Genomic DNA, 19,707 nt, shown 5'->3' on the forward strand with positions numbered 1-19,707 from the left:
CAAGACTCACTAATTACCAAGTTTCTTCATCGGGATTATTGGAATTGCTCCAGATTTCCACATCTAAATCATTGAGATAAAGCAGAGCACTTTCAATCTGTTTACTTGTACCGTTAAGTTCCAAATCAAACCAGCCATCATCTAAAGTTTTGACACCTAACAAAGCTGCATTAAAATTCACCGTCAAACCGTATTCAGAAATCAAGTTAGAGATCACAGGTTCCTGATGGTACTCTTTAGGAACACGAATGCGAATGCGGGTTTGAGTTGGTCTGCTGTCACCGCTATCAGATTGGGGGATATCAGATTCTTGGGTTCTGTGAAAATTGCCGATCGCCTCAAATTCAGATTCGCTAGTGTTGTGAGCTAACATTTGGGCCTCCTAATGTTTCTTTGAGTTTACATTTTGCACCAATATCTTGTAGAGTGCGGATCTGCGAGGTTTTCGAGCTTCCAAGCTGATTGTCGATAGCCACGCACCCTACTAATGACTAACAACTGCATATAGCCTACAGCCTAATAACTGATGATTATTCTTCAACCTCCTTAATGCTAGTTTTTCGTTCCAAAATCTCCTTAAGCACAAGGGTAATAACTCCTAAAAAACCTAGAATTACCGCCGCTGAAAATGCGGCTTGTGTCGCATACTGCTTGTAAGCATCCTCTACAAACAAAGGCAAAGTTTGCGTTTTTTTAGCAATATTTCCCGAGACCACAGAGACGGCTCCAAATTCTCCCATTGCTCTAGCATTGGTCAAAATTACTCCGTAAAGCAATCCCCAGCGAATACTGGGAAGGGTGACATTCCAGAAAATTTGCCAGTCATTTGCTCCCAAAGTTTTAGCTGCCTCTTCTTGATCTGTACCGACTTCTTCCAAAACGGGAATTACTTCGCGGGCCACAAAAGGCAAGGTAACAAAAGCAGTAGCCAGTACCATTCCAGGGAAGGCAAAAATAACCTTGATATTAGCCCCCTCCAGCCACGGCCCGAACCATCCCACCCGACCGTAAAGCAGTACAATCATTAAACCTGCAACTACGGGTGATATGGCAAACGGCACGTCTAAAATGCTGATTAATAGCGTGCGACCGGGAAATTTATTGCGGCCGATTACCCAGGCTGCACACAAACCAAAAACTGTATTTACAGGCACAACTATCAGAGAAATTATCAGGGTAAGTTGGGCTGCATGCAGAAAATCTGGCGAGGTTAAGTTAGAAAGAAATGGTTCAAATCCTTTGCGGAAAGCTTGGTAAAAAACGTTGAGCATGGGGATGAATAAGACGAGAGCAAGATAGCCGCTCGCAATTCCAATTAAAGTTGGTTTTACCCAGGCTTTCTCCTGACTCCGACTAGAACCCGCAGGCGGAAATTTGTAATCAGCGGGTGAATTGATATTAGCCGTCATAGCGTCTTCTCCATGCTTGTAATAGATTAATTGCGAACAGCATTGCCAGAGAAATACCTAACAGGATAGTGCCGATAACTGTTGCTCCTGCATAGTCGTACTGTTCCAATCTTTGAAAAATTAATACGGGCGCGATTAAATCTTTGAAGGGTATGTTAGAAGCTACAATTACAGTAGAGCCATATTCACCAACGGCTCGCGAAAATCCGAGGGCAACTCCGGTTAAAATAGACGGAAATAACGGGGGTAAAACTACTCGCCAGAAAGTTTGAAATTGAGAAGCACCCAAGCACCAAGCTGCTTCTTCGATGTCTTTTTCCATCTCGTTTAAAACTGGCTGTACAGTCCGCACGATAAAGGGCAAGGAAATAAAGATCATGGCTATTCCTACGCCCAAGCGAGTAAATGAGATCTTGATTCCCAAGGGTGCAAACAGCCCGCCGATCCAGCCGTTATCGCTGTAAACTGTGGCGAGGGTTAAACCGGCGACGGAGGTGGGCAGTGCAAAAGGTAAATCGACTGCTGCATCGACAACCCGTTTTAAGGGAAAGTCGTAGCGGACTAATACCCAGGCAATTAATGTGCCGAATACTCCGTTAATTAATGCCGCCATTAAAGCCGTAAAGAAGGTGACATCGTAGGCGGAAAGAGCGATCGGACTGGTGGCAATTGCCCAAAATTCGGCGGGGTTTGCTGTGCTGGCTTTCAGCAGCATTGCTGCAACTGGAAGCAATAGCATTAAGCTGAGGTAGCCTAGGGTGATTCCCCAAGGTAATGTGATTTTGCCGATCGCCTTTTTGATATTTTCGAGCGGAGACTCAGGGTTGCTGGTTGGAGATGATACAGCCATAAGTGAATAGTTTTGAGTTGTCAAGAATAGTGAATCTTTTAGAGCCCCGACAACTTCCGGGAAGTCGGGGCTCTGAGCATTCTGTTTTTTTACTGTTTAATTGAACCTTGGATTTTGTCAAAAACAGCTCCGTCATCGAAGAATTTCTGCTGAATATCTTTCCACCCTCCTAAGTCTTGAGCTGTAAATAGGGTTTTGATGGGGGCATATTTTTTGACAAATTCTGGTTCTGCCGCTACTGTCGCATCTACTGGGCGGAAGCCTACTTTGGCAAATTCTCGCTGAGCTTCTGGGGTGTAGAGAAACTTGACAAATGCTTCGGCGACTTCGCGAGTACCGTGTTTATCAACGTTTTTATCGACGATGGCAATCGGATTGTCGATCGAAACATTGACTTCGGGAATAGTATAAGTCGGTTTTTCGCCTTTCTCACCTGCCAGAAGAATCTCGTTTTCGTAGTTAATTAAGGCGTCGCCTTGCCCTTGTTTGAAAAATACATCAGTGGCTTCGCGGGCATCTTTAGTCAGAATCGGGACGTTTTTGTAGACTTTGCTAGTAAAGTCTAATGCTTTGCTTTCGTCTCCTCCGGTTTTAACAACCGAACCCCAAAGTGCGAGGAAATTCCAACGGGCAACGCCTGATGTTTTAGGATCGGCAGTAATCACTTTTACTCCGTCTTGGCTTAAATCTTCCCAGGTTTTGATGTTTTTGGGATTGCCTTCGCGGGTGACTATTGCTCCTACGGATTTGCTGACTATGCCTTCGTTGGGGACTTCTTTTTCCCACCCGGGCTCAATGAGTCCAGCTTTTTCGATTTTTGCGGTATCGAGGGCGAGGGCTAGGTGTACGATGTCTGCTTCTAAACCGTCAATTACGGCCCGAGTTTGGGAACCGGAACCGCCGTAGCTTTGGTTAAAAGTGACGGTTTGACCCTTTTCTTTTTGCCACTGTTCTACAAATTTGGGAATTATGGCTTCGTGGGCGGCTTTGGTGACGGCGAAGGATACTAGGGTTAATTCTACGTTGCCTTTGTTGGCTGCTGGGCTAGCACCGCCTGGAGTAGCACCGCCTGGAGTGGCTGCGGGGTTGTTGGTGCTTCCTTGGCCGCAGGATGCAACGGCGAGACTTAATGTTATTCCGACTAAAAATAGGGACACAAATCTTTTCAGGGCAGTAAATGATTGATTTGTGCTGGCTGATGACTGTTGTCGCCAGCGAAGGTGTTGATTTAGGCGTTGCCACGGACTCATTATATTTGTTCCTAAGCGAGAAAGTACGGTTATTGGGTCGGAATACCGTAATTATGGTTGTGAAGTATGATTATAGACAAGAGCGAGTCAAAAGGCAACAAAAAAAATGAATTGGAGGAACTCAGGGTCGATCGCATATCCTGAAGTCTTTTCCATCGGTGCTTTCGATCCAGATTTGGGGTAAAATGTAAAGTGTATAAATACTATAATTGAGTTAAGGTGGTCAACTTGCGCGGCTGCACGATACGCCCTACGACTACCATCGGCCGATCGCCCAAATGTAATAGCCCTGCCAAGAGTCGCCGCCCCAGCGAGATATGCCTGACTCGCGCGATCGTCCTTAACTAAGAAAAAGTTTTAACTGGTATGTCCTTACCCCGCCCAGTCTCAGACACCCTAATTGAACTGTTGAAGCCTGTAGCCTCTGAATTGGGAGAAAGATTGGGAGCAAGCGCTGTCAACGAACGCTATGCAGAAATTGAACCTTCTGGTTCTTCAGCTTTAAACCAGCAAATCAAAAAAGACCCTCGCTGGATTAAAGCACAAATGAAATATTTGCAGCGTCAGCAGGCAAGAGAACAAGAATTAATCGCCCTCGCGGGCGCAGAAGAAAGGGTAAAGGAAGAACGGGCTAATCGAATTAAGGCACAAGAAGTAAGAGATAAGCGGGCAATTAGCCGGCTTTGCCGCGACTTAATGCGGGAGTTTCAATCAGAAGCAATTCGAGTTAAGCTGAGCGAAATTCAAACTATTTGGGACAGGGACAACTGGTTTTCTAATTTGAGCAGGCAGGAAACTGAACAGATTTTGCAGCAGCAGCAGCACCGATTGCTGCTGTTAGTTGCTCCCGCAAAAATTAGCCAAGATTGCCCTGATTCGTTCCGCCACAATCTGAATATCGAGCTGCCGGCTAAGTTAAGAGCTTTTTTGAACCAGCACTACCCCCCCCATGGAGATTTATGCCCGGTTCAGTTTTACGGAGACTATTTCAAAAAAGCGATTTCTGATATTGATGTGGAGCGGTTGCAGACAGTGTTGTCTCCCGTACCGACAGCTATACTGTACAGCGATATCAGCGATTATGAAGTTAATTTTCATGTGGGTTTTTGGGGAGTCATCAATCAGAGCGTTTCTCTAGTGGCAATGCAGCCTTGGAATTGGGAAGAAGTTTATCACCACTTGGAGGCGGAGGGGAAAGACAAAAAGCTGAGTCTGCGGATTATTAGGCAAATAATTGTGACTATTCACAAGTTATTGGCGGCTTTTTTAGCTGATTTGTATTATTTAAATATCGATTTTACTCACGAACCTCAGTTATTTAAATTAGAGGGGGAATTTGCTCAGGAATGGTTTTCTAAAGATTGGGCACAACCGTATATTGAAACTCTTAAAGAAATTCAGGAGCAACAGCGAATAGTTTATAAGGGAGAGATGCGGCGGCTGGCGCTGCGAGAGGCGAAAGCTAAGGCGGAACGCCAGCGTTTGGAAGAGGCTGAACTCAAACGCAGAGAGGAATCTGAGGCGGCAGCTAAGCGGGTGAAGGAATTAGCTCACAAATTAAAACATCAGAAATGGCGGTGTGTATATACGCTGCCTGGACATTCATCGTTTGTGAATTCTCTGGCGATTAGCCCTGACGGTAAAATTATGGCTAGCGGTAGTTGGGATAAAACTATTAAGATTTGGAATTTAGAAACGGCGGAATTAATTGGCACTCTGACGGGACATTCCGATCGCGTAAATTCGGTTGCTATTAGCTCTGACGGGAAAATGTTGGTCAGTGGCAGTTCGGACGAAACAATTAAGTTTTGGAATTTGCACAGCGGTGATTTGCTGTGTACTTTTCCGGGACATTCTATGGAGGTGAATTCGGTGGCGATTAATCCGAAGCGCCTGGTAATTGCTAGCTGCGGCGGGGCTGATAATACGATTAAGCTTTGGAATTTGCGGAGTGGTGAGTTGCTGCGGACTTTGAGGGGTCATTCTGACAATGTGAATGCGGTGGTTTTTAGCCCGGACGGTAAAATATTGGCGAGTGGCAGTTCGGATGCGACGAGCAAGGTTTGGGATGTGGAAAGCGGCAAGTTGCTGCGGACTCTTTCGGGATTGAATGTTGGGGTGAATTCTGTGGCGATCGCCCCAGACGGTCAGATTCTTGCTAGCGTCAGCAATGATTATACGATTAAGCTGCGGAATTTGCACACGGGCCGTTTGTTGCGGATTTTAAATACTAATTATGCGAAGGGAAAGGGTGTAACTAATTTAGGAACGAATGAGGCGCTGCATATTTTGCAGAATTATGTGAGTCGAGGCGATTCGGTTGCTATCAGTGGGGACGGTTTGACTTTGGTTAGTGGCTGTGATGATAATACTATTAATATTTGGAATTTGCAGACGGGGGAGTTGTTGAGCGCTCTTCAGGGACATTCGGGTACGGTGTACTCGGTGGCGATCGCACCTTCGGGCAATTTGCTAGCCAGTGGCAGTGCGGATCAGACGATTAAGATTTGGCGCTGCGATTAGTGACTGGGCCCAAAAGCATCGGGCATTGCTCAGAGGAAGAGCATTTTTGTTCCGCCCTTGCGGGGAGAGCTTTTGGGGGAATCTGAAAAAAAAATTGGCTGGGGGGGTTGCGCTGATGACTATAAGTTTGCTATATTAAGTTTCACTGCTGGTGTAACTCAGTTGGTAGAGTAGCTGATTTGTAATCAGCCTGTCGCAGGTTCAAATCCTGTCACCAGCTTTATAGCAGTTTTCAATCGGATTAAATATCGCATTAAATACAGTAGGGACACGGCAGTGCCGTGTCCCTATCTGATAGGTGCTATTTTGTTTGTACCTTTGGGGCGGCCTCGCGTATCCACCCCACAAGAGTTCCCCGAAAAATAGGTGCACAAGTTAAATGTGCGACAAATTACAAGGCTTAACCTAACGCAGCGCAAGCTTTTTTCAACCATTCAATTGTTGCTGCATCAAGTACGGGTTCCAGTTTCTCGACTACAGCAGCATGATAATTATTCAACCACGCTAGTTGAGTCTTTGACAGTCGATCGACATTTATTAATTTGCGCTCAAACGGAATATACGTCAGCGGTTCAAATCCGTACCAAACCGTAGCGTTTTTTGATGGCATTTCCCTGACAACATAGAGATTTTCGATGCGAATTCCGCCCCATCCCGGTTCGTAATATCCAGGTTCGATGCTAGTTACCATTCCGGCTTCCAGGGGATACTGCACAGATTTGCTGATGCCGTTGGGCCCTTCGTGACCGGCTAAAAACGCGCCGACTCCGTGCCCTGTACCGTGTCCGTAGTCTAGCTGTTGTTGCCATAATACCGCACGGGCGATCGCATCTAATTGCGCTCCCGTTGTTCCTTTGGGGAATTGCTGCATTGCACAGTTGATGTGCGCGATTAAGACTGTTGTGTAGTGTTCTATTTGTAGCGCCGTCGGTTCTCCGATACTTATTGTTCTCGTATCGTCGGTTGTACCTGCTAAATATTGCGCTCCTGAGTCAAGCAGCAGCAGTTCCCCCGGTTTTAACGTTATTTCTGGGCTGGGGGTTCCGTAATGTACGATCGAGCTATTGGCTCCCGCACCTGCGATCGTTCTAAAAGTTAAAGTCTGAAAATCTGTTTCTTGCTGGTAAAATTTTTCGATGCTTTCTTTGACATCAAACTCTGTCACTACATTACCATTTTCTAGCTGTTCTCTCAACCACTTTAAAGTCAAAGTTTTCGCTCGACTTGCTTTGAAATTAGCTGATTGCATCTGCTCAATTTCTACGGGATTTTTGCGAGCTTTCATCCCTTCTACCGGATGCGTCTCAAAAACTATTTCGATGTTGTAGAACTGCGCTTCTTGCTGGTTTAAGATTAACTGGTACGTGCCTGCTGTGCTGTGTTTCGGGTCTAAAAGTACCCGAACTTTATTTGGCAAATTTACGCAAGTTTCCAATGTATGCGGATAGTCGGCGTAGGGAAGCAAAGTTACATCCGCCCGCAATTCTTGCTTAATTTCTAGTGAAATTCGTTCGGGATTTGTAAACAAAAACGCTGAATCTGTGGTGACAATGGCATAGGAGATGAAAATAGGAATGTGGGGAATATCCGAGCCTCGGAGATTGAACAGCCACGCTATTTGATTCAGGTTGGTAATCGGAAGCACATCGATGTTGGCTTTTTGCATCGCTTCCCTGACTCTGGCTAATTTTTCGGCGGCGGTTTCTCCGGTCAGGGATACAGGTAAGCTAAATATGGGAGCTGCATCAATCGCGGGTAAAGTCTCTGCTGTTTGCCAAGGAGTTTGCGATCGCACTTTGTCTGTCAAATTCTCCCGGATTGGTATGAGATCAATCTCCGCATTCGCGAATTTTTTCACCCAATTTTGATATTGCTCTGTCGCTACTGTAAACGGGTCAAAACCCAGGCGAACTTTTGTGGATTTTTCTGCCGATTCTACCGCCAGTTTTTCTAAAGTTTCAATTAAGGTTAAATTTCCTTCTAAGCCGAGTTTCGATATTTGAATAATTCCAGTATCGACTTGCAACTCGGCTTGTTCGTAATAGCGGGAATCCACAAACAACCAAGCGGCATCTTTACCAACCAATAAATCACCAGCAGAACCCGTAAAACCGCACATCCAAGCTCGCCGCTGCTTGGCTGCTGGAACTGATAAATTTAAGTGTTCGTCAACCGCTGGGATGAAATAGCAATCTAATTCATAATCTGCCATCAAATCGCGCAAGTCTGCCAGTTTTGCAGCGGAGGTATCTTGGATATTTGTATTTGCTTTTAAGTTAGTGGCAACCATTTTTAAATTTCCTATTTTACTTGTTTAAAATTGTCTTCAAACCTTTAACTAATCTCCTAATACCTGCGGTGGCGGTTGCTTTCTCCAAAGCACCGTAAGCAACACGCAAATAGCAGCCGCTATCCATGCCGAAGGTTGTACCGGGAAGCACCGCTACGTGATATTCGCGAATTAATTTTTCTACTAATTCCATTGTATCGATTTCAGTATCAACTTTCAAGAAAAAGTAGAATGCTCCAGCGGCCGGGGAAATTGTACACAAACCTTGGATGCTATTGAGTTCGTCTAATACGAGTTGTCGCACAGATGCGATCGCCCTTACGTAATTATCGCAGTAACCTCTACCAACTTGCAAGGCTCCCAGCGCTGCATATTGAGAAATTACTGGGGGACAAATTAAGATTGTATCTTGAATTTTTCTCACTGAAACGAGCAAGTGTTCTGGGATTACCATATACCCGAGCCGCCAACTCGCAAAACCGTAGGCTTTGGAGAGGCTAAACAGAGAAATTGTATGTTCGCTGCTGTGGGGAAAAGCGGCGGGCGAACAGTGTTTGACGCCGTTATAAGTAAAATATTCATAAGCTTCATCGCTGATGTGATAGATGTTGTGCTGGCGACAAATTTCGTTGACTTCCCGGAGTGCTTCGACCGAATAAACAACACCAGTGGGATTATTTGGCGAAATGGTAACTATGGCTCGTGTTTTGTCAGTAATGGCTTTTTTTATAGCATCGATATTAAGTTGATATTTGGCGTCTGTTTCTACTATCACGGGTCGGCAACTTGCCATAATTGCCGCCATTTCGTGGTTGAAGTAATAAGGTGATTGGATAATAACTTCGTCTCCCGCTGAAGTGATAGCGAGAATAGCGTTGGTAAATCCCATGTTGCTACCTGCGGTAACGACAATGCAGTTTTTGCTATTAATTTCTATGTGGTTATCGGTTTTTAGTTTGGCTGCGATAGAATCTTGTAATTGTGGAATTCCTTCCACGGCTTTGTATTTGTGATTGTCGGGGTTTGCGAAGAATTCGGGAATTCGGTCAAATGATTCTTGTGGCGGATTGTAGTAAACTACGCCTTGTCCTAAAGATATTGTTCCCGGATTTTGGCGGATCAGTTCGCCAACTACTGGAATTATTGGCGACTGTACCGATTGCATTCGATTCGGGTGATTTTTCATCATATATTATAGGTAATTGTAGGGGCAGGTTTAGTGATAATATACCTCCTTAAGCAAGTTTAGTATTTCACGCACGCGCCTCTCCGCTTCAGGATCTATGTACTTCTATTTTAGAACCTTGCGGGGATTTAGAAACTTTAACTTGTGCGGGCAATCTTTCGCCCAATTCTCGAACGTGGGTAATCACTCCAATCAGCCTGTCTCGCTGCCGCAAAGATTCTAAAATTTGAGTAACGCTTTCGAGAGTTTCGGTATCTAAAGTGCCAAATCCTTCATCTAGAAATAAGCTACCCAAGTGAGTTCCTTGAGACAGTTTTTCTGACAAAGCTAAAGCCATTGATAAGGAAGTGGCAAAGGTTTCGCCACCGGAAAGAGTACGCACTCGTCTAGCTTCGCCGCCGTTCCAATTATCTGCTACCCAGTATTCGCCGTCTTGGTTTATTAGTTTGTAGCGATTTTCGGTTAATTCTTGCAAAATCAAGGTGGCGCTTCCAACTAATTCTGCTTCTAAATGTTCTAAAATGTAAGATTGAAATTCGTTGGATTTGAGGTTCTGCGCTAAGGTGTGATAAGTTTGCTCTTGTTCGGTGAAATTTGTGATTTGCTGTGACAATCTTTCGGCTTGTTCGAGATTTTGGGCTGCTACTTGAATCCAAGCTAACAGTTCGGCGCGGTTGTTGTTGGCTTGTTTGAGGTTTTCTTGGGCGGTCTGTTTTGCCGATCGCACTTGTGCTAAAGTATTCTCATCGGTAGTTCTGCCTGCGATATCCTCGCTCAAATCTTTCACCCGTGTCTCTAACTGAATTTTTGATTCGCGGTGAGAGCGAATAGCATTTTCCCATTCAGATTGTTCCTTAACTGTCGCAACCGCTGCTAAAAATGTCTCTTCTGTGAAATCAGCCGCTGTTAATTTTGCTGACCAATCCTGATTTAACTGCTGTTTATGAGCCTGGGCTTGTCCAAAAGCTTCTCCAGCTTGTTGCTCTCTCTCTGCGGCTTGAATAACCTTATTTTGAGCAGTTTGATATGATTTTTCGGCAACTTTCAGCAGATTTGCCAAGTCTTGTTTGTCTTGTTCTAAGACTTTTGCTAAGTTAGCATAAGGTTGATATTCGGTAATTTGATAAAGCGCATTTACACAACTTTGCAACTGCTGCTGCCGACGGTCTGATTCGGCGATCGCATCTTGATATTCCTGCTGTTTAGCTGCTTGAGTCGCCACAGCAAAATTAAATTTTTGTTGAAAATTATCATATTCCAATGATGCGAGTTGGAACTGCTGTTCGGTTTGGCGGTATTGGCGATCGCTCTCTTTAAGGAGTGCCAACTCCTGCTGCAACCCCAAGCTTTCCCAGTGAGGATTTTCCAGCACTTGAGTGATTTGCTGCTGCAATTGAGAAACTCTATTCGCAGTTAATTCGAGCATTTGAGCAATTTCCGACTCTTTTTGCCGGCAGGCTGAAACTGCACTTTTCCCCTCAGCAGCCAACCTTTGAGCATCTTGAAAAACCTGATTTGCATCCGCCAATTTCCGCCGCAAACCAGCGACATCGACAATATTAGAATTCGGCAAAGGAGGGAGCCGATCGCTCTCAGGATGCACCCCCCCACACACCGGGCAAGTATCGCCAGAATTCAGCGACATTCTGACAGCAGCAACACTCTCTAAACGTGCTGCTTCCGCATTAGCTGTTTGGGCCACTTCTAACTCGCGATCGCACTCTTTTAGTCGGATTTCTGCTGCTTCTAAATTAGTAGCAACCTCCACATAATTTTGTTCAGCGCTTTCCTTCTCTGCAATAGATTTCTCCAACTGTTCTTCCTGAGTTTTTTGCTGCTGGGCAATTAGCTGCAATTCCATCAATAAGGGTGCAATTTGCTGCAATTGCTCTAAACGCTTTCCTCCCGGCGCATACTGTTCTAGTTGTGCCACTGCTTGAGTAACTCGAAAACCCGCACCTTGAATTTTAGTGTTAGCAGCTTGCAAGTCTTTATCTGCTGCCATAAAAAAGCGGAGTTTTTCCTGTTGAATTTTTTGGGCAAGCGCAACTTCTTTTTCTAATTGAGCGCGCTGTTCTTCATATACTTTAGCAGCAGCTAAAGCATCTTCGCGAGCCTTAATTTGTGGTGCTAGCACCTCTTCTTTAGCTTTTGCCGCGTCAAATTGCTGCTGCTCTACTGCTAGCTCTGATCGAGCTTTAATTAACAGTTTTCGCGCTGCCACCGAGCCACTTGCTGCAGTTTCATACTGACTGCGAGCCGATCGCACTAAAGCCCAATCTCCCTGTAAATGATTGGCAGCTTGCGCTCTTTCCAAACGCTGTGCTAAAATTGTCACCTCGGCGGAATTAGCATTTAATTTAGCCAATTGTTGTTGCAGCTCTTGCCAGCGAGCGATTTGCGAAAATAGCTGTTCCTCTTCATCGAGATCCTTCTGAGCTTTCATCACAGCGCGATCGAACTGGGGCAACTGCTGCTCTAAAATCAAAAGTTGCGATCGTCTTTGAGCCACCTCATCCGCCGTCGGCGCACTCAAATCCGCTAGCTGCCTTTCCACCATTTCCCGTTCCTGTTTCAGCAACTTTGCGAGTTCATTTGTTTCCTTCCGCATCTGCTCAAAAATCTCAAATCCCGCTAACTGCCGCAAAATTTCCCGGCGTTTTGATGTATCCCCTTTAATAAACTCGTCAAACTTGCCTTGAGGCAGAACAATTGCTCGCGTAAAAGTATCAAAATCCATTCCTAAAATCTGTTCAATGGTATTTTGAACAGCAACGATACTCGTCCCTAAAGTTTCCCATTGACCATTTTGCCAGTTGTCCAAAATCACCTTATTTTCGGGAGATTTCGGACGGAAACGCCACCTCCGCGTCACCCGATACTGTGCCGAACCCACAGCAAAACGCAACTGCACTTTTAAATTTTCGCTGCCTTGACTTGCCAAATCACTTACTTGTTTGCCGCTGCGAGTTGTCGTGCCAAAAAGAGCGTAAGTCATGGCATCTAGGAGTGAAGATTTGCCCGCACCTGTAGCACCAGTAATTGCAAACAAATCGAGTTGAGAAAAATCTAAACGCTGTTCGCGGTGGAAGCTGGTAAATCCTTCGAGAATAAGTTCGAGTGGACGCATACTGATTTTAGTTTTAGGATTTGGGGTTTTAGATTGTTATATTCAGGTCTACTGTCTTCCTTCTACAGTCTTCCCGATCCCCCCTAACCCCCCTTAACAAGGGGGGACAAGAGTATTATCAAAGTCCCCCAACAACCAGGGGGGATTTAGAGGGATCTAGACTCGACTACAAGCGACATTGAGCGTGGGTTTCAGTCTTAACACTATTTGAAATTTGAGATTTTGGATTTTGGATTGTATCTTTTTACGCATCTAATTGTTAACTGTTTCCTTAAACTTCTTGTACAAATTTTTAAATTCCTCCAATACTGCCGGTTTCGGTGTCGTTCCCAAGCGGTTTTGATAATAGTTGCAAAACTCTGCTGCCGGATCCAAATTATTGGGATCGATATTAGTTATTTCTGTTGGTTCTAAGGCTGCATCTGGATAGCGCGGTTCAATTAACAGCGCTTGAGAACAGATTTGGCGCACTCGATCGGCAAGTCCGATTTGCGGACTGTCCAATTCGACAATTACTTTCAAGAAACCCGGATGATACTGATGAGCTTGTAAAGTTTCATCGAGATTGTCGTTATGACATTTAAGCACTTTTAACGGCTTGTGGCAAGCCACAGGCTTAAATTCCACCTTTGCCTGACTTCCCGGCTCAACTTCTATCAAGCAAAATCCTTTTTCCTGTTCCGCTTCTCCAAAATCTAACTGAATTAAAGAACCGGAATAATAAGCGGGAGAAGTCTCAGAAATCCGCTGGTGAATGTGGATGTGTCCGAGGGCAACATACTGAGCTTCCGGGGGCAGAGTTTGCGCTGACAGCAGGTATTTTTCTCGCGTGTAATAAGCGACTTCAGATTTTGCCAATCGAGCGCCGTCAATACTCATGTGTCCCATGAGAATATTGACAGTATTATCTCTAAACTCTCTGGTTAAATCTTCGAGTAAATATGCTACGATTTCGCGGTAATCTTTTCGGCGATCGGCATCGCCCGACTGCCACAGAGAATTAGCATCTAACAGTCTTTGTTCGGAAGCAAAAGGCATAGCTCCCACACAAAGTTTACCACTTTTCGTATTAAGAGTAATTGTGCCGCCGTCGGCGGAAATCCTGGGTTTGCCTAAAGCGCGAACACCGGCGAGGGAAAGCAATTGTGCGATACTGTCGATGCGGGATGCCGAATCGTGATTACCGGCGATCGCAATTGCGGGAATTCCTGCTGCTTGCAGTTCGCAGAAAAAGTTATAAGCAATGCGTTCGGCGTAAGCGGGAGGGTTGGGCACGTCGAAAATGTCGCCCGCAACGAGCACAGCATCGACCTCTAAGGCTTTTGCTTGCTTCAAAATCTGTTCGAGGGCGATCGCAATTTCAAAAGTGCGATCGATTCCTCGAAAACGTCGCCCTAAATGCCAGTCAGCAGTATGAATTATTCGCATAGTACGAGGAGTATTTTGTTTATGTTAACTGAGATGTTGTACAATTTTCAAGAACGGGTAAGATGCCCGTTCCACAAAGAAGGAATTTCTTGTGGAACGGGCATCTTGCCCGTTCATAAAAGGCTGATTTAAAATGGTAAAATATCTCAGTTTTAATACTTTGTGCGATCGCGGTATAAATATCTGTCACAGTTTATGCCTCTTCCTGTTCTCGAATTGCTGTTTCAATCTCATCAGGATATGCCTCAGCATAAGCCCAAGCATTCGCCAAATCAGCGGCACCCAGAGTCGGATAGTCTTCTAGGAGTTCAGCTTCAGAAATACCTAAACGGCGAGCATTCACCAGCAACCAAACAGGAATTCGCGTTTGTCTGATGCAAGCATCGCCGCCGCACACGCCGGGAGTCTTTTGAATTCCCGACCAAAATTTTCTTAAACTTTGGGCTAGTAATTCTATAGCTTGAGCCTTCTCTTCGGGAGTTAAAGCCAAGAGTTGGGGTTGCAATTCTTTCAGTGTCGTATTTGCCGTTATTGAGTTCATAAATATTAACTTTTTTTGCCATACAGGTATTCTAGCACTGGTGGCTAAATCAACACTTTCATTCAACAGGCTTCACATCGTGAAACCGAGTATAATCAACCACCCGCCCTCCCGTCGCCGATTTCAAAAGAATATCTACAAACCGCATATTCCACATAATTTCAGACGCCACAAAAGAATGTCGCGCATGAATAGTTTGCGAAACTGTTTCGTCAATTCCTGTTAAAGTAATTACAATTTCCGCTTGCTGTTCCATCAAGTCTTGGGCAGTAAGTTGGTACAAAGGACTGCTCTCCTCAATTGGGTGCATAACCGTCCAAGTTAATGCAAAAACCGGAGAGTGACTCCGCATCAATTGCAAATCGTAAAAACGCCGCATAAATTCTCCTTCCGGTGTTACCTCGTCACGGATCAAAGTAGCTCGCTGCTGCGCTTCTAAAATTTGGTTGAAACGCTGATTTGCCGTGCGGTACATCAGAGTCGGAACGCCGTTAAAAGGAGCGATCACAGCTACGCGGCTGAAGATAACTCTGGCTGTTGGTCTGGAAAATCTCGAAAAAGCCAGCCCCGTCACCATCGCTACTCCCCACAAACCAAAAAGCGCTTGGATCGCGACTATAGTATTAGCGTAATCCGTGCGCGGATACATAGCGCCGTAGCCGATCGTCGCCATTGTTTGCACGCTGAAATAAAAGGCATCTTGGAAAGAACCCGGTCGCGCGTTAGCAATGCAATCTCCTCCCGCCAAGTAAGCTAAAGCAAATAAAGAATTTGTGACTATATAGGAGAGACAAATAAGCATGAAAAATCGCGGCCAAGAAAGAGTTAGCAGCCTGTGGTACAGGTCGGCAAAATGCAGGCGCGGTACTCCCAACTTGACAATATTTAAGGGCAATTGTCCTTTGCGACTGACTAAACGAGCCTGTGGCTGGCGGTTTTGGTGAGTTTTCATTGCGATTTGTAACTGCGGCTGTTTCAATTTGTAACTATTGCTTTGACCGGGAAAACTTATCCTTTAGACTGATGTCTGATTCCAAAAATTCGGATAAAAGCGGAGTTTAGAAATGGTTGAGCTTAACTGGCATGACTATCTCGTTATGGTTTCTTTTGTGGCTTCTATTGCGGGTCTAGTCCTGCTGGGTGATAATCGCAACTCGCAGCCAACGGACGATCGCACTTTGAGCGAGGAAATCCTAATCAAGATGAGCTTTACTTACTGGATAGTGTACTGCATCTCTTTTTTCGGGCTGAAACTTCACCTACCAGAAGATAGCTGGTTATTGCTCAGTTTAAAGCTGACTACGGTTCTTTCTTACTTGTTGACTGCTTCTAGCATACTCAGCCTGCCGCTGCAACGCATGGCTGTCCGACGAGTTGAAGATTAAAAAAAAGTGTTTGTAGTCAGGACTTCAGTGTTTTCGATCGCGGTGAAGAAAAACTAAAGTCCTGACTGCAAAGGTATTTGAGTAATCTTACCGGGCCATAAGGTCACAGCTAGCTGTGACCTTATTTAATAATTTATTATCTGAGGGATGCAGACTAACGCGCCCAAAATCGCTAGGGTCGATCGCACTCATACTTGAAATTGCCACTCTGTTTCTGCTGTCCCTGGGCTGTGGCCATCTCATCGAGTATCATCCCTTGGCCAAGCCGGCGCATTAGGACATAGCAGTATGCCACCAACTTAGCTAGTTAGGATTTAAAGCCTTTAGAGCTTTTCTTTTTCTCCTGCGGTTTGGACTTTGACTTATTAACTTCGCCTAAAGCTTCCTGAAATAAGTTGTGCAGGTGCAGGGGAACGCTGGCAATTTCCGGGAGTTCGGGTTCTAACGGTTTTTTAAACTCTTGCAGCAGGGCATCTAAATCGCGATCGATCTGAAAATTTGTACGTTCCAGTACAGTTTGCAAAATTTGTTCTAATTTCGCTGGATTAACTTTAGCTAACCGTTGCCAAATCCAGACATTAATTGCAGGATCTTCCAGATAGTTACGCACCAGCTTTTCGTAACCGGGAACGGTTGAAAAGTTTTCGGCTGCTAGCAGTGCAGTAAATTGAGCGTAAGTAGACAAAAAGGTTTGTCCCCAGCGAGGATGAGAAAGTGCTGTCACCTGTTCGGCTTTCTTGAAGCGATCGGGCAATTCGACTTTCGGCATTACCATTTTTGAACTAGCATTGCTGTCGATCATTACCTCAACTGCGTTAGCATCGGCACCTGCTGCCGCGATTGCTGCTGCTTTGACTTCTTCTCGGTCGACTCCGGCATCTTCAACGATATCCGCCAGAGATTTACTTTCATCAATGCCGATATCAGCTAGGCGTTTTTTAGTAATGAATTCCTGAAATTCAGCCAACTGTTTATTCAGGTGATATCCCGATAGCGTCAATTCATCACTGCCAAAAAATTCGGTAAAATCTTCATGGTACTTTTCTACTGACTGCCAAGCTTGCTCTAACAATTCCGGGGCATCGCTGTACAGGTTCTTGTTGTGATTTTGCTTGAAATTGCCGATCGCCACCGCCAACTTCGGCTTACCCAATTTCCCCTTCAGGATGGGAGAGCTCGAAAGTATCCACCAGTCATCGGTAAGGGGAGAAATCCGAGCCAGCAAGATTTCTCCTAACTTAAAGCGAGACATTTCTGCTAGAAAATTAGGACTGTTGGGCTTGACAACGTAGTGCTTTGCTGTCAGCCAGTTCATCAGTTCAAACTTGTCGGGGGAAAGTTTAGTGATTTCAAATAAGCCAGTGAAGCTTCTGTGCTCCCAACTTTCGAGCAAGCTACGATCGCTCTCGGTTAAATCCGGCTGACTTTCGACAAATAGGTTGATCGGCGTTTTGTCTCCGACTTTACCTTCGACTGTAAAACTGTCAATCACTTGATTTTGCTGAGCAATATCGTAGCGCTCGCCGGTCGATCGAGCAGCAGCATAAGCTTCCAAAGCTACCGCCAACTCTCCCTCAGCATCCAGCACAAAGTCAATTAAATTTTGCTTGAGTGTCCAAGCTCTTTCCAACATTTCATCCACAAGTAATACCAATTTTGAATGAGAGGATTTAGATTAACAATTATCGGACTTGAAGCCACCGACGCTTTACGATCCGGCTCCGATTGAAGAAAGCCCATCGCGATCGATGTCTCAGTCCTGAATAAGTTTAATTTTAAGGCTAATAGTAAAAAAAAAATGTTAATCTCAAACGGAAGCATCCCGATTTTGTAAAAAGCATTTTTTAGCAGTGCGATCGTCCCGCAGAGCAAACCCTCTACGTCTTTAGCGAGTTCTCACAGCGAACAGTCCTGTGAAATAAAAATCGTGCTGAAAAAGGCGATTTCAAGGGAGCATAAAAATACCCTCTCCGATGTAGAGAGGGGCTGAAAATCCCCAAAAACTTTGCTAAACTCGCTTTAAAAACTGTGCCACCTATCAACAACAGTCCAAGACGCAGCAGCCGGTTTTTTTTATCAAACACTTCCCTCCATTCCGGTACCCGGCTAAAAATAACCGCAATGCTTGAGTTTGTGTGTCTTCAAGACTGAGAAATACTTGGTTTCAGCCCTTAGCGGCCGTCTTTGTCAATGTCGCCAGGAACAGCGCGTTCCACCCGATCCCAAGCGTCGCGGGTGGCGTGCTTAGCTTTTTCCCAAGTCACATTAGACTTACCGCGATTTGTTTCGTAGTCGCGCTGCAAATCTGGTTCGATCTCGTGGAATTTCTTACCAGTAGCGCCATAGCGGCTGTATCCCTCATAACCGGTGCGGTATGCAGGCTGATAGTCTTCGTAAGTTGCGCTCGTGTCCACGTAAGGACGGGAACTGTAGTTGCTTTGCCAGTAAGCATCTTCTACCGTGGGGTCGATCGCCTCGGCCACACCTTTGCCAACCAAACCGCCACTAAACGAACCCACAACAGCGCCTACAACTGCTCCTACAGGCCCGCCGATGGCACCGCCGATCGCAGCGCCCGCAGCACCGGCACTCGCCGCACCAATACCCGTTCCCACTGGATGAGCCCCTGTTTCCCCCGAAAGCGGGTCGAGGTTAGCATCAGGTTCATGTACCGTTTTTTTGTCATCGCTCATGATATTTTTTTCCTTTTATCTAACTCTAACTATTATTAAATTTACCTTTTAAATTCATATCTATTCATCTGCCTTGAGGATGAAGCTGCTAGCTTTCAAATAAAGGAAATGATAAAACAGTTGTGGATTCAAAAAGTATTTTTACACGCTACTTTCAAGCGATAGGGTGCGCCGAGGCGCACCCTAGATAATTATGTTCAAGTGAATTCTGAGATTTTCTCACTTCTGTACTCACCGAAGCTGTGTATTTACCAGCAACTTGAGTTAGATATAAATCTCTTGATTTATTACTTTCCCGTGACCTTTTCGATCAAATCTTCAGCTTTTTGAACTATGCCTTCTTGCGGGTGTTCTCCCTTGTACTCCTTTAAGCTTTCGTCGTAAGCTTTCTCGACCTTTGCGGGATTTTGAGAAGTTTTGACTATTTCATCGTAAGCTGCTTGGGGATTCAGATCCTCGAAACTTTCTGCGGGGTCAGTCATTTTAGCTTCCGGCGGCGCCTGAGTTCTGTCTTGACCTGCGTAAGCAGCCTGACTGGGTACTACCGCTAGACTTAGCAGACCAATGAAAGCCAGGGCACAGACCAGCAAAATGCTTTGGCTCAATTTTTTTCCGAGAGATTTTAAAACCCGCTTCATATCAACTTCTCCTCGTATTTTTCCGCAAAAATTATGGTGTTTGTCGCTTCTTCACTGCGATCGCACATTGACAACCTTGTTTCAAGCGCAATCTTTGTCGCAGCTACCGCATCTAGAGCGAGCCAAAAGGGATGTTTCCCGTTACCTCCCATATCTTAAGCGCCTGCTTGTTATTATTCCTTCTACCAAAAGATAGATTAGTTAGACAAGCGGAACCGATCTCCTAGGAGGTGCGATCGCAATTTCTGCGACGAACCCTATCTAGGGGTTCTCCCATCAATTGCGAACCTTTACTCTTCACCTTTCTTTCTTCGGGTCCTTTGCGTCTTTGCGGTTCGTCAAAAAAACTCATTCACCAAACAGATGCAAATGGCAACAAACAAC

15 protein-coding genes and 1 tRNA gene are annotated in these 19,707 nt (G+C 45.2%); 3 read left to right on the forward strand and 13 right to left on the reverse strand.

Going from position 1 to position 19,707, the window contains the following annotated elements; genetic code table 11:
* Positions 1 to 13: 13 nt before the first annotated feature.
* The 4 genes from QUA53_RS06885 to QUA53_RS06900 form a co-directional block, all read right to left on the reverse strand.
* A complete protein-coding gene (locus QUA53_RS06885; RefSeq protein ID WP_333095822.1) occupies positions 14 to 373 on the reverse strand; it encodes an NIL domain-containing protein in 360 nt (119 codons plus the stop codon).
* Between the two features lie 157 nt (positions 374 to 530).
* Complete coding sequence (gene cysW, locus QUA53_RS06890; RefSeq protein ID WP_333095823.1) at positions 531 to 1,409, reverse strand: sulfate ABC transporter permease subunit CysW; 879 nt, start codon at positions 1,407 to 1,409, stop codon at positions 531 to 533.
* Positions 1,399 to 2,259: a sulfate ABC transporter permease subunit CysT gene (cysT, locus tag QUA53_RS06895; protein ID WP_333095824.1), complete on the reverse strand. Its 861-nt coding sequence runs from the start codon at positions 2,257 to 2,259 to the stop codon at positions 1,399 to 1,401. The genes cysW and cysT overlap by 11 nt, the downstream gene beginning before the upstream one ends.
* Positions 2,260 to 2,348: 89 nt before the next feature.
* A complete protein-coding gene (locus tag QUA53_RS06900; protein WP_333095825.1) occupies positions 2,349 to 3,509 on the reverse strand; it encodes a sulfate ABC transporter substrate-binding protein in 1,161 nt (386 codons plus the stop codon).
* Positions 3,510 to 3,875: 366 nt separating this feature from the next.
* Here QUA53_RS06900 and QUA53_RS06905 point away from each other — a divergent pair, with 366 nt between their 5' ends.
* Positions 3,876 to 6,032 (forward strand): WD40 domain-containing protein, encoded by a 2,157-nt coding sequence (locus tag QUA53_RS06905; protein ID WP_333095826.1) that lies wholly within the window; start codon positions 3,876 to 3,878, stop codon positions 6,030 to 6,032.
* A 147-nt stretch (positions 6,033 to 6,179) separates the two neighbouring features.
* Positions 6,180 to 6,252, forward strand: a tRNA-Thr gene (locus QUA53_RS06910).
* Positions 6,253 to 6,432: 180 nt separating this feature from the next.
* Here the strand turns inward: QUA53_RS06910 and QUA53_RS06915 are convergent.
* The 6 genes from QUA53_RS06915 to QUA53_RS06940 form a co-directional block, all read right to left on the reverse strand.
* Positions 6,433 to 8,322, reverse strand: a complete 1,890-nt coding sequence (locus QUA53_RS06915; RefSeq protein WP_333095827.1) for an aminopeptidase P family protein — start codon at positions 8,320 to 8,322, stop codon at positions 6,433 to 6,435.
* A 16-nt stretch (positions 8,323 to 8,338) separates the two neighbouring features.
* The gene (locus QUA53_RS06920; protein ID WP_445304924.1) at positions 8,339 to 9,511 is read right to left on the reverse strand and encodes a pyridoxal phosphate-dependent aminotransferase; all 1,173 of its coding nucleotides are present in this window, start codon (positions 9,509 to 9,511) and stop codon (positions 8,339 to 8,341) included.
* Between the two features lie 85 nt (positions 9,512 to 9,596).
* Positions 9,597 to 12,638, reverse strand: coding sequence for an SMC family ATPase (locus QUA53_RS06925; RefSeq protein ID WP_333095828.1), 3,042 nt, complete (start codon positions 12,636 to 12,638; stop codon positions 9,597 to 9,599).
* Positions 12,639 to 12,890: 252 nt separating this feature from the next.
* Entirely contained in the window at positions 12,891 to 14,066 is a 1,176-nt protein-coding gene (locus tag QUA53_RS06930; protein ID WP_333095829.1) for an exonuclease SbcCD subunit D, read from the reverse strand.
* A gap of 193 nt (positions 14,067 to 14,259) precedes the next feature.
* Positions 14,260 to 14,607, reverse strand: coding sequence for a DUF433 domain-containing protein (locus tag QUA53_RS06935; protein WP_333095830.1), 348 nt, complete (start codon positions 14,605 to 14,607; stop codon positions 14,260 to 14,262).
* Positions 14,608 to 14,665: 58 nt separating this feature from the next.
* The gene (locus QUA53_RS06940; RefSeq protein ID WP_333095831.1) at positions 14,666 to 15,559 is read right to left on the reverse strand and encodes an ion channel; all 894 of its coding nucleotides are present in this window, start codon (positions 15,557 to 15,559) and stop codon (positions 14,666 to 14,668) included.
* A 112-nt stretch (positions 15,560 to 15,671) separates the two neighbouring features.
* Here QUA53_RS06940 and QUA53_RS06945 point away from each other — a divergent pair, with 112 nt between their 5' ends.
* The gene (locus tag QUA53_RS06945; protein WP_333039230.1) at positions 15,672 to 15,992 is read left to right on the forward strand and encodes a hypothetical protein; all 321 of its coding nucleotides are present in this window, start codon (positions 15,672 to 15,674) and stop codon (positions 15,990 to 15,992) included.
* Between the two features lie 307 nt (positions 15,993 to 16,299).
* Here QUA53_RS06945 and QUA53_RS06950 read toward each other — a convergent pair whose 3' ends face one another.
* The 3 genes from QUA53_RS06950 to QUA53_RS06960 form a co-directional block, all read right to left on the reverse strand.
* Positions 16,300 to 17,634: a hypothetical protein gene (locus QUA53_RS06950; RefSeq protein ID WP_333095832.1), complete on the reverse strand. Its 1,335-nt coding sequence runs from the start codon at positions 17,632 to 17,634 to the stop codon at positions 16,300 to 16,302.
* A gap of 529 nt (positions 17,635 to 18,163) precedes the next feature.
* The gene (locus tag QUA53_RS06955) at positions 18,164 to 18,685 is read right to left on the reverse strand and encodes a hypothetical protein (protein ID WP_333095833.1); all 522 of its coding nucleotides are present in this window, start codon (positions 18,683 to 18,685) and stop codon (positions 18,164 to 18,166) included.
* Positions 18,686 to 18,972: 287 nt separating this feature from the next.
* Positions 18,973 to 19,323, reverse strand: a complete 351-nt coding sequence (locus tag QUA53_RS06960; RefSeq protein WP_333095834.1) for a hypothetical protein — start codon at positions 19,321 to 19,323, stop codon at positions 18,973 to 18,975.
* Positions 19,324 to 19,707 lie beyond the last annotated feature (384 nt).

The sequence above is a fragment of the Microcoleus sp. Pol12B3 genome (assembly GCF_036701355.1).
Classification (GTDB): Bacteria; Cyanobacteriota; Cyanobacteriia; order Cyanobacteriales; family Microcoleaceae; genus Microcoleus.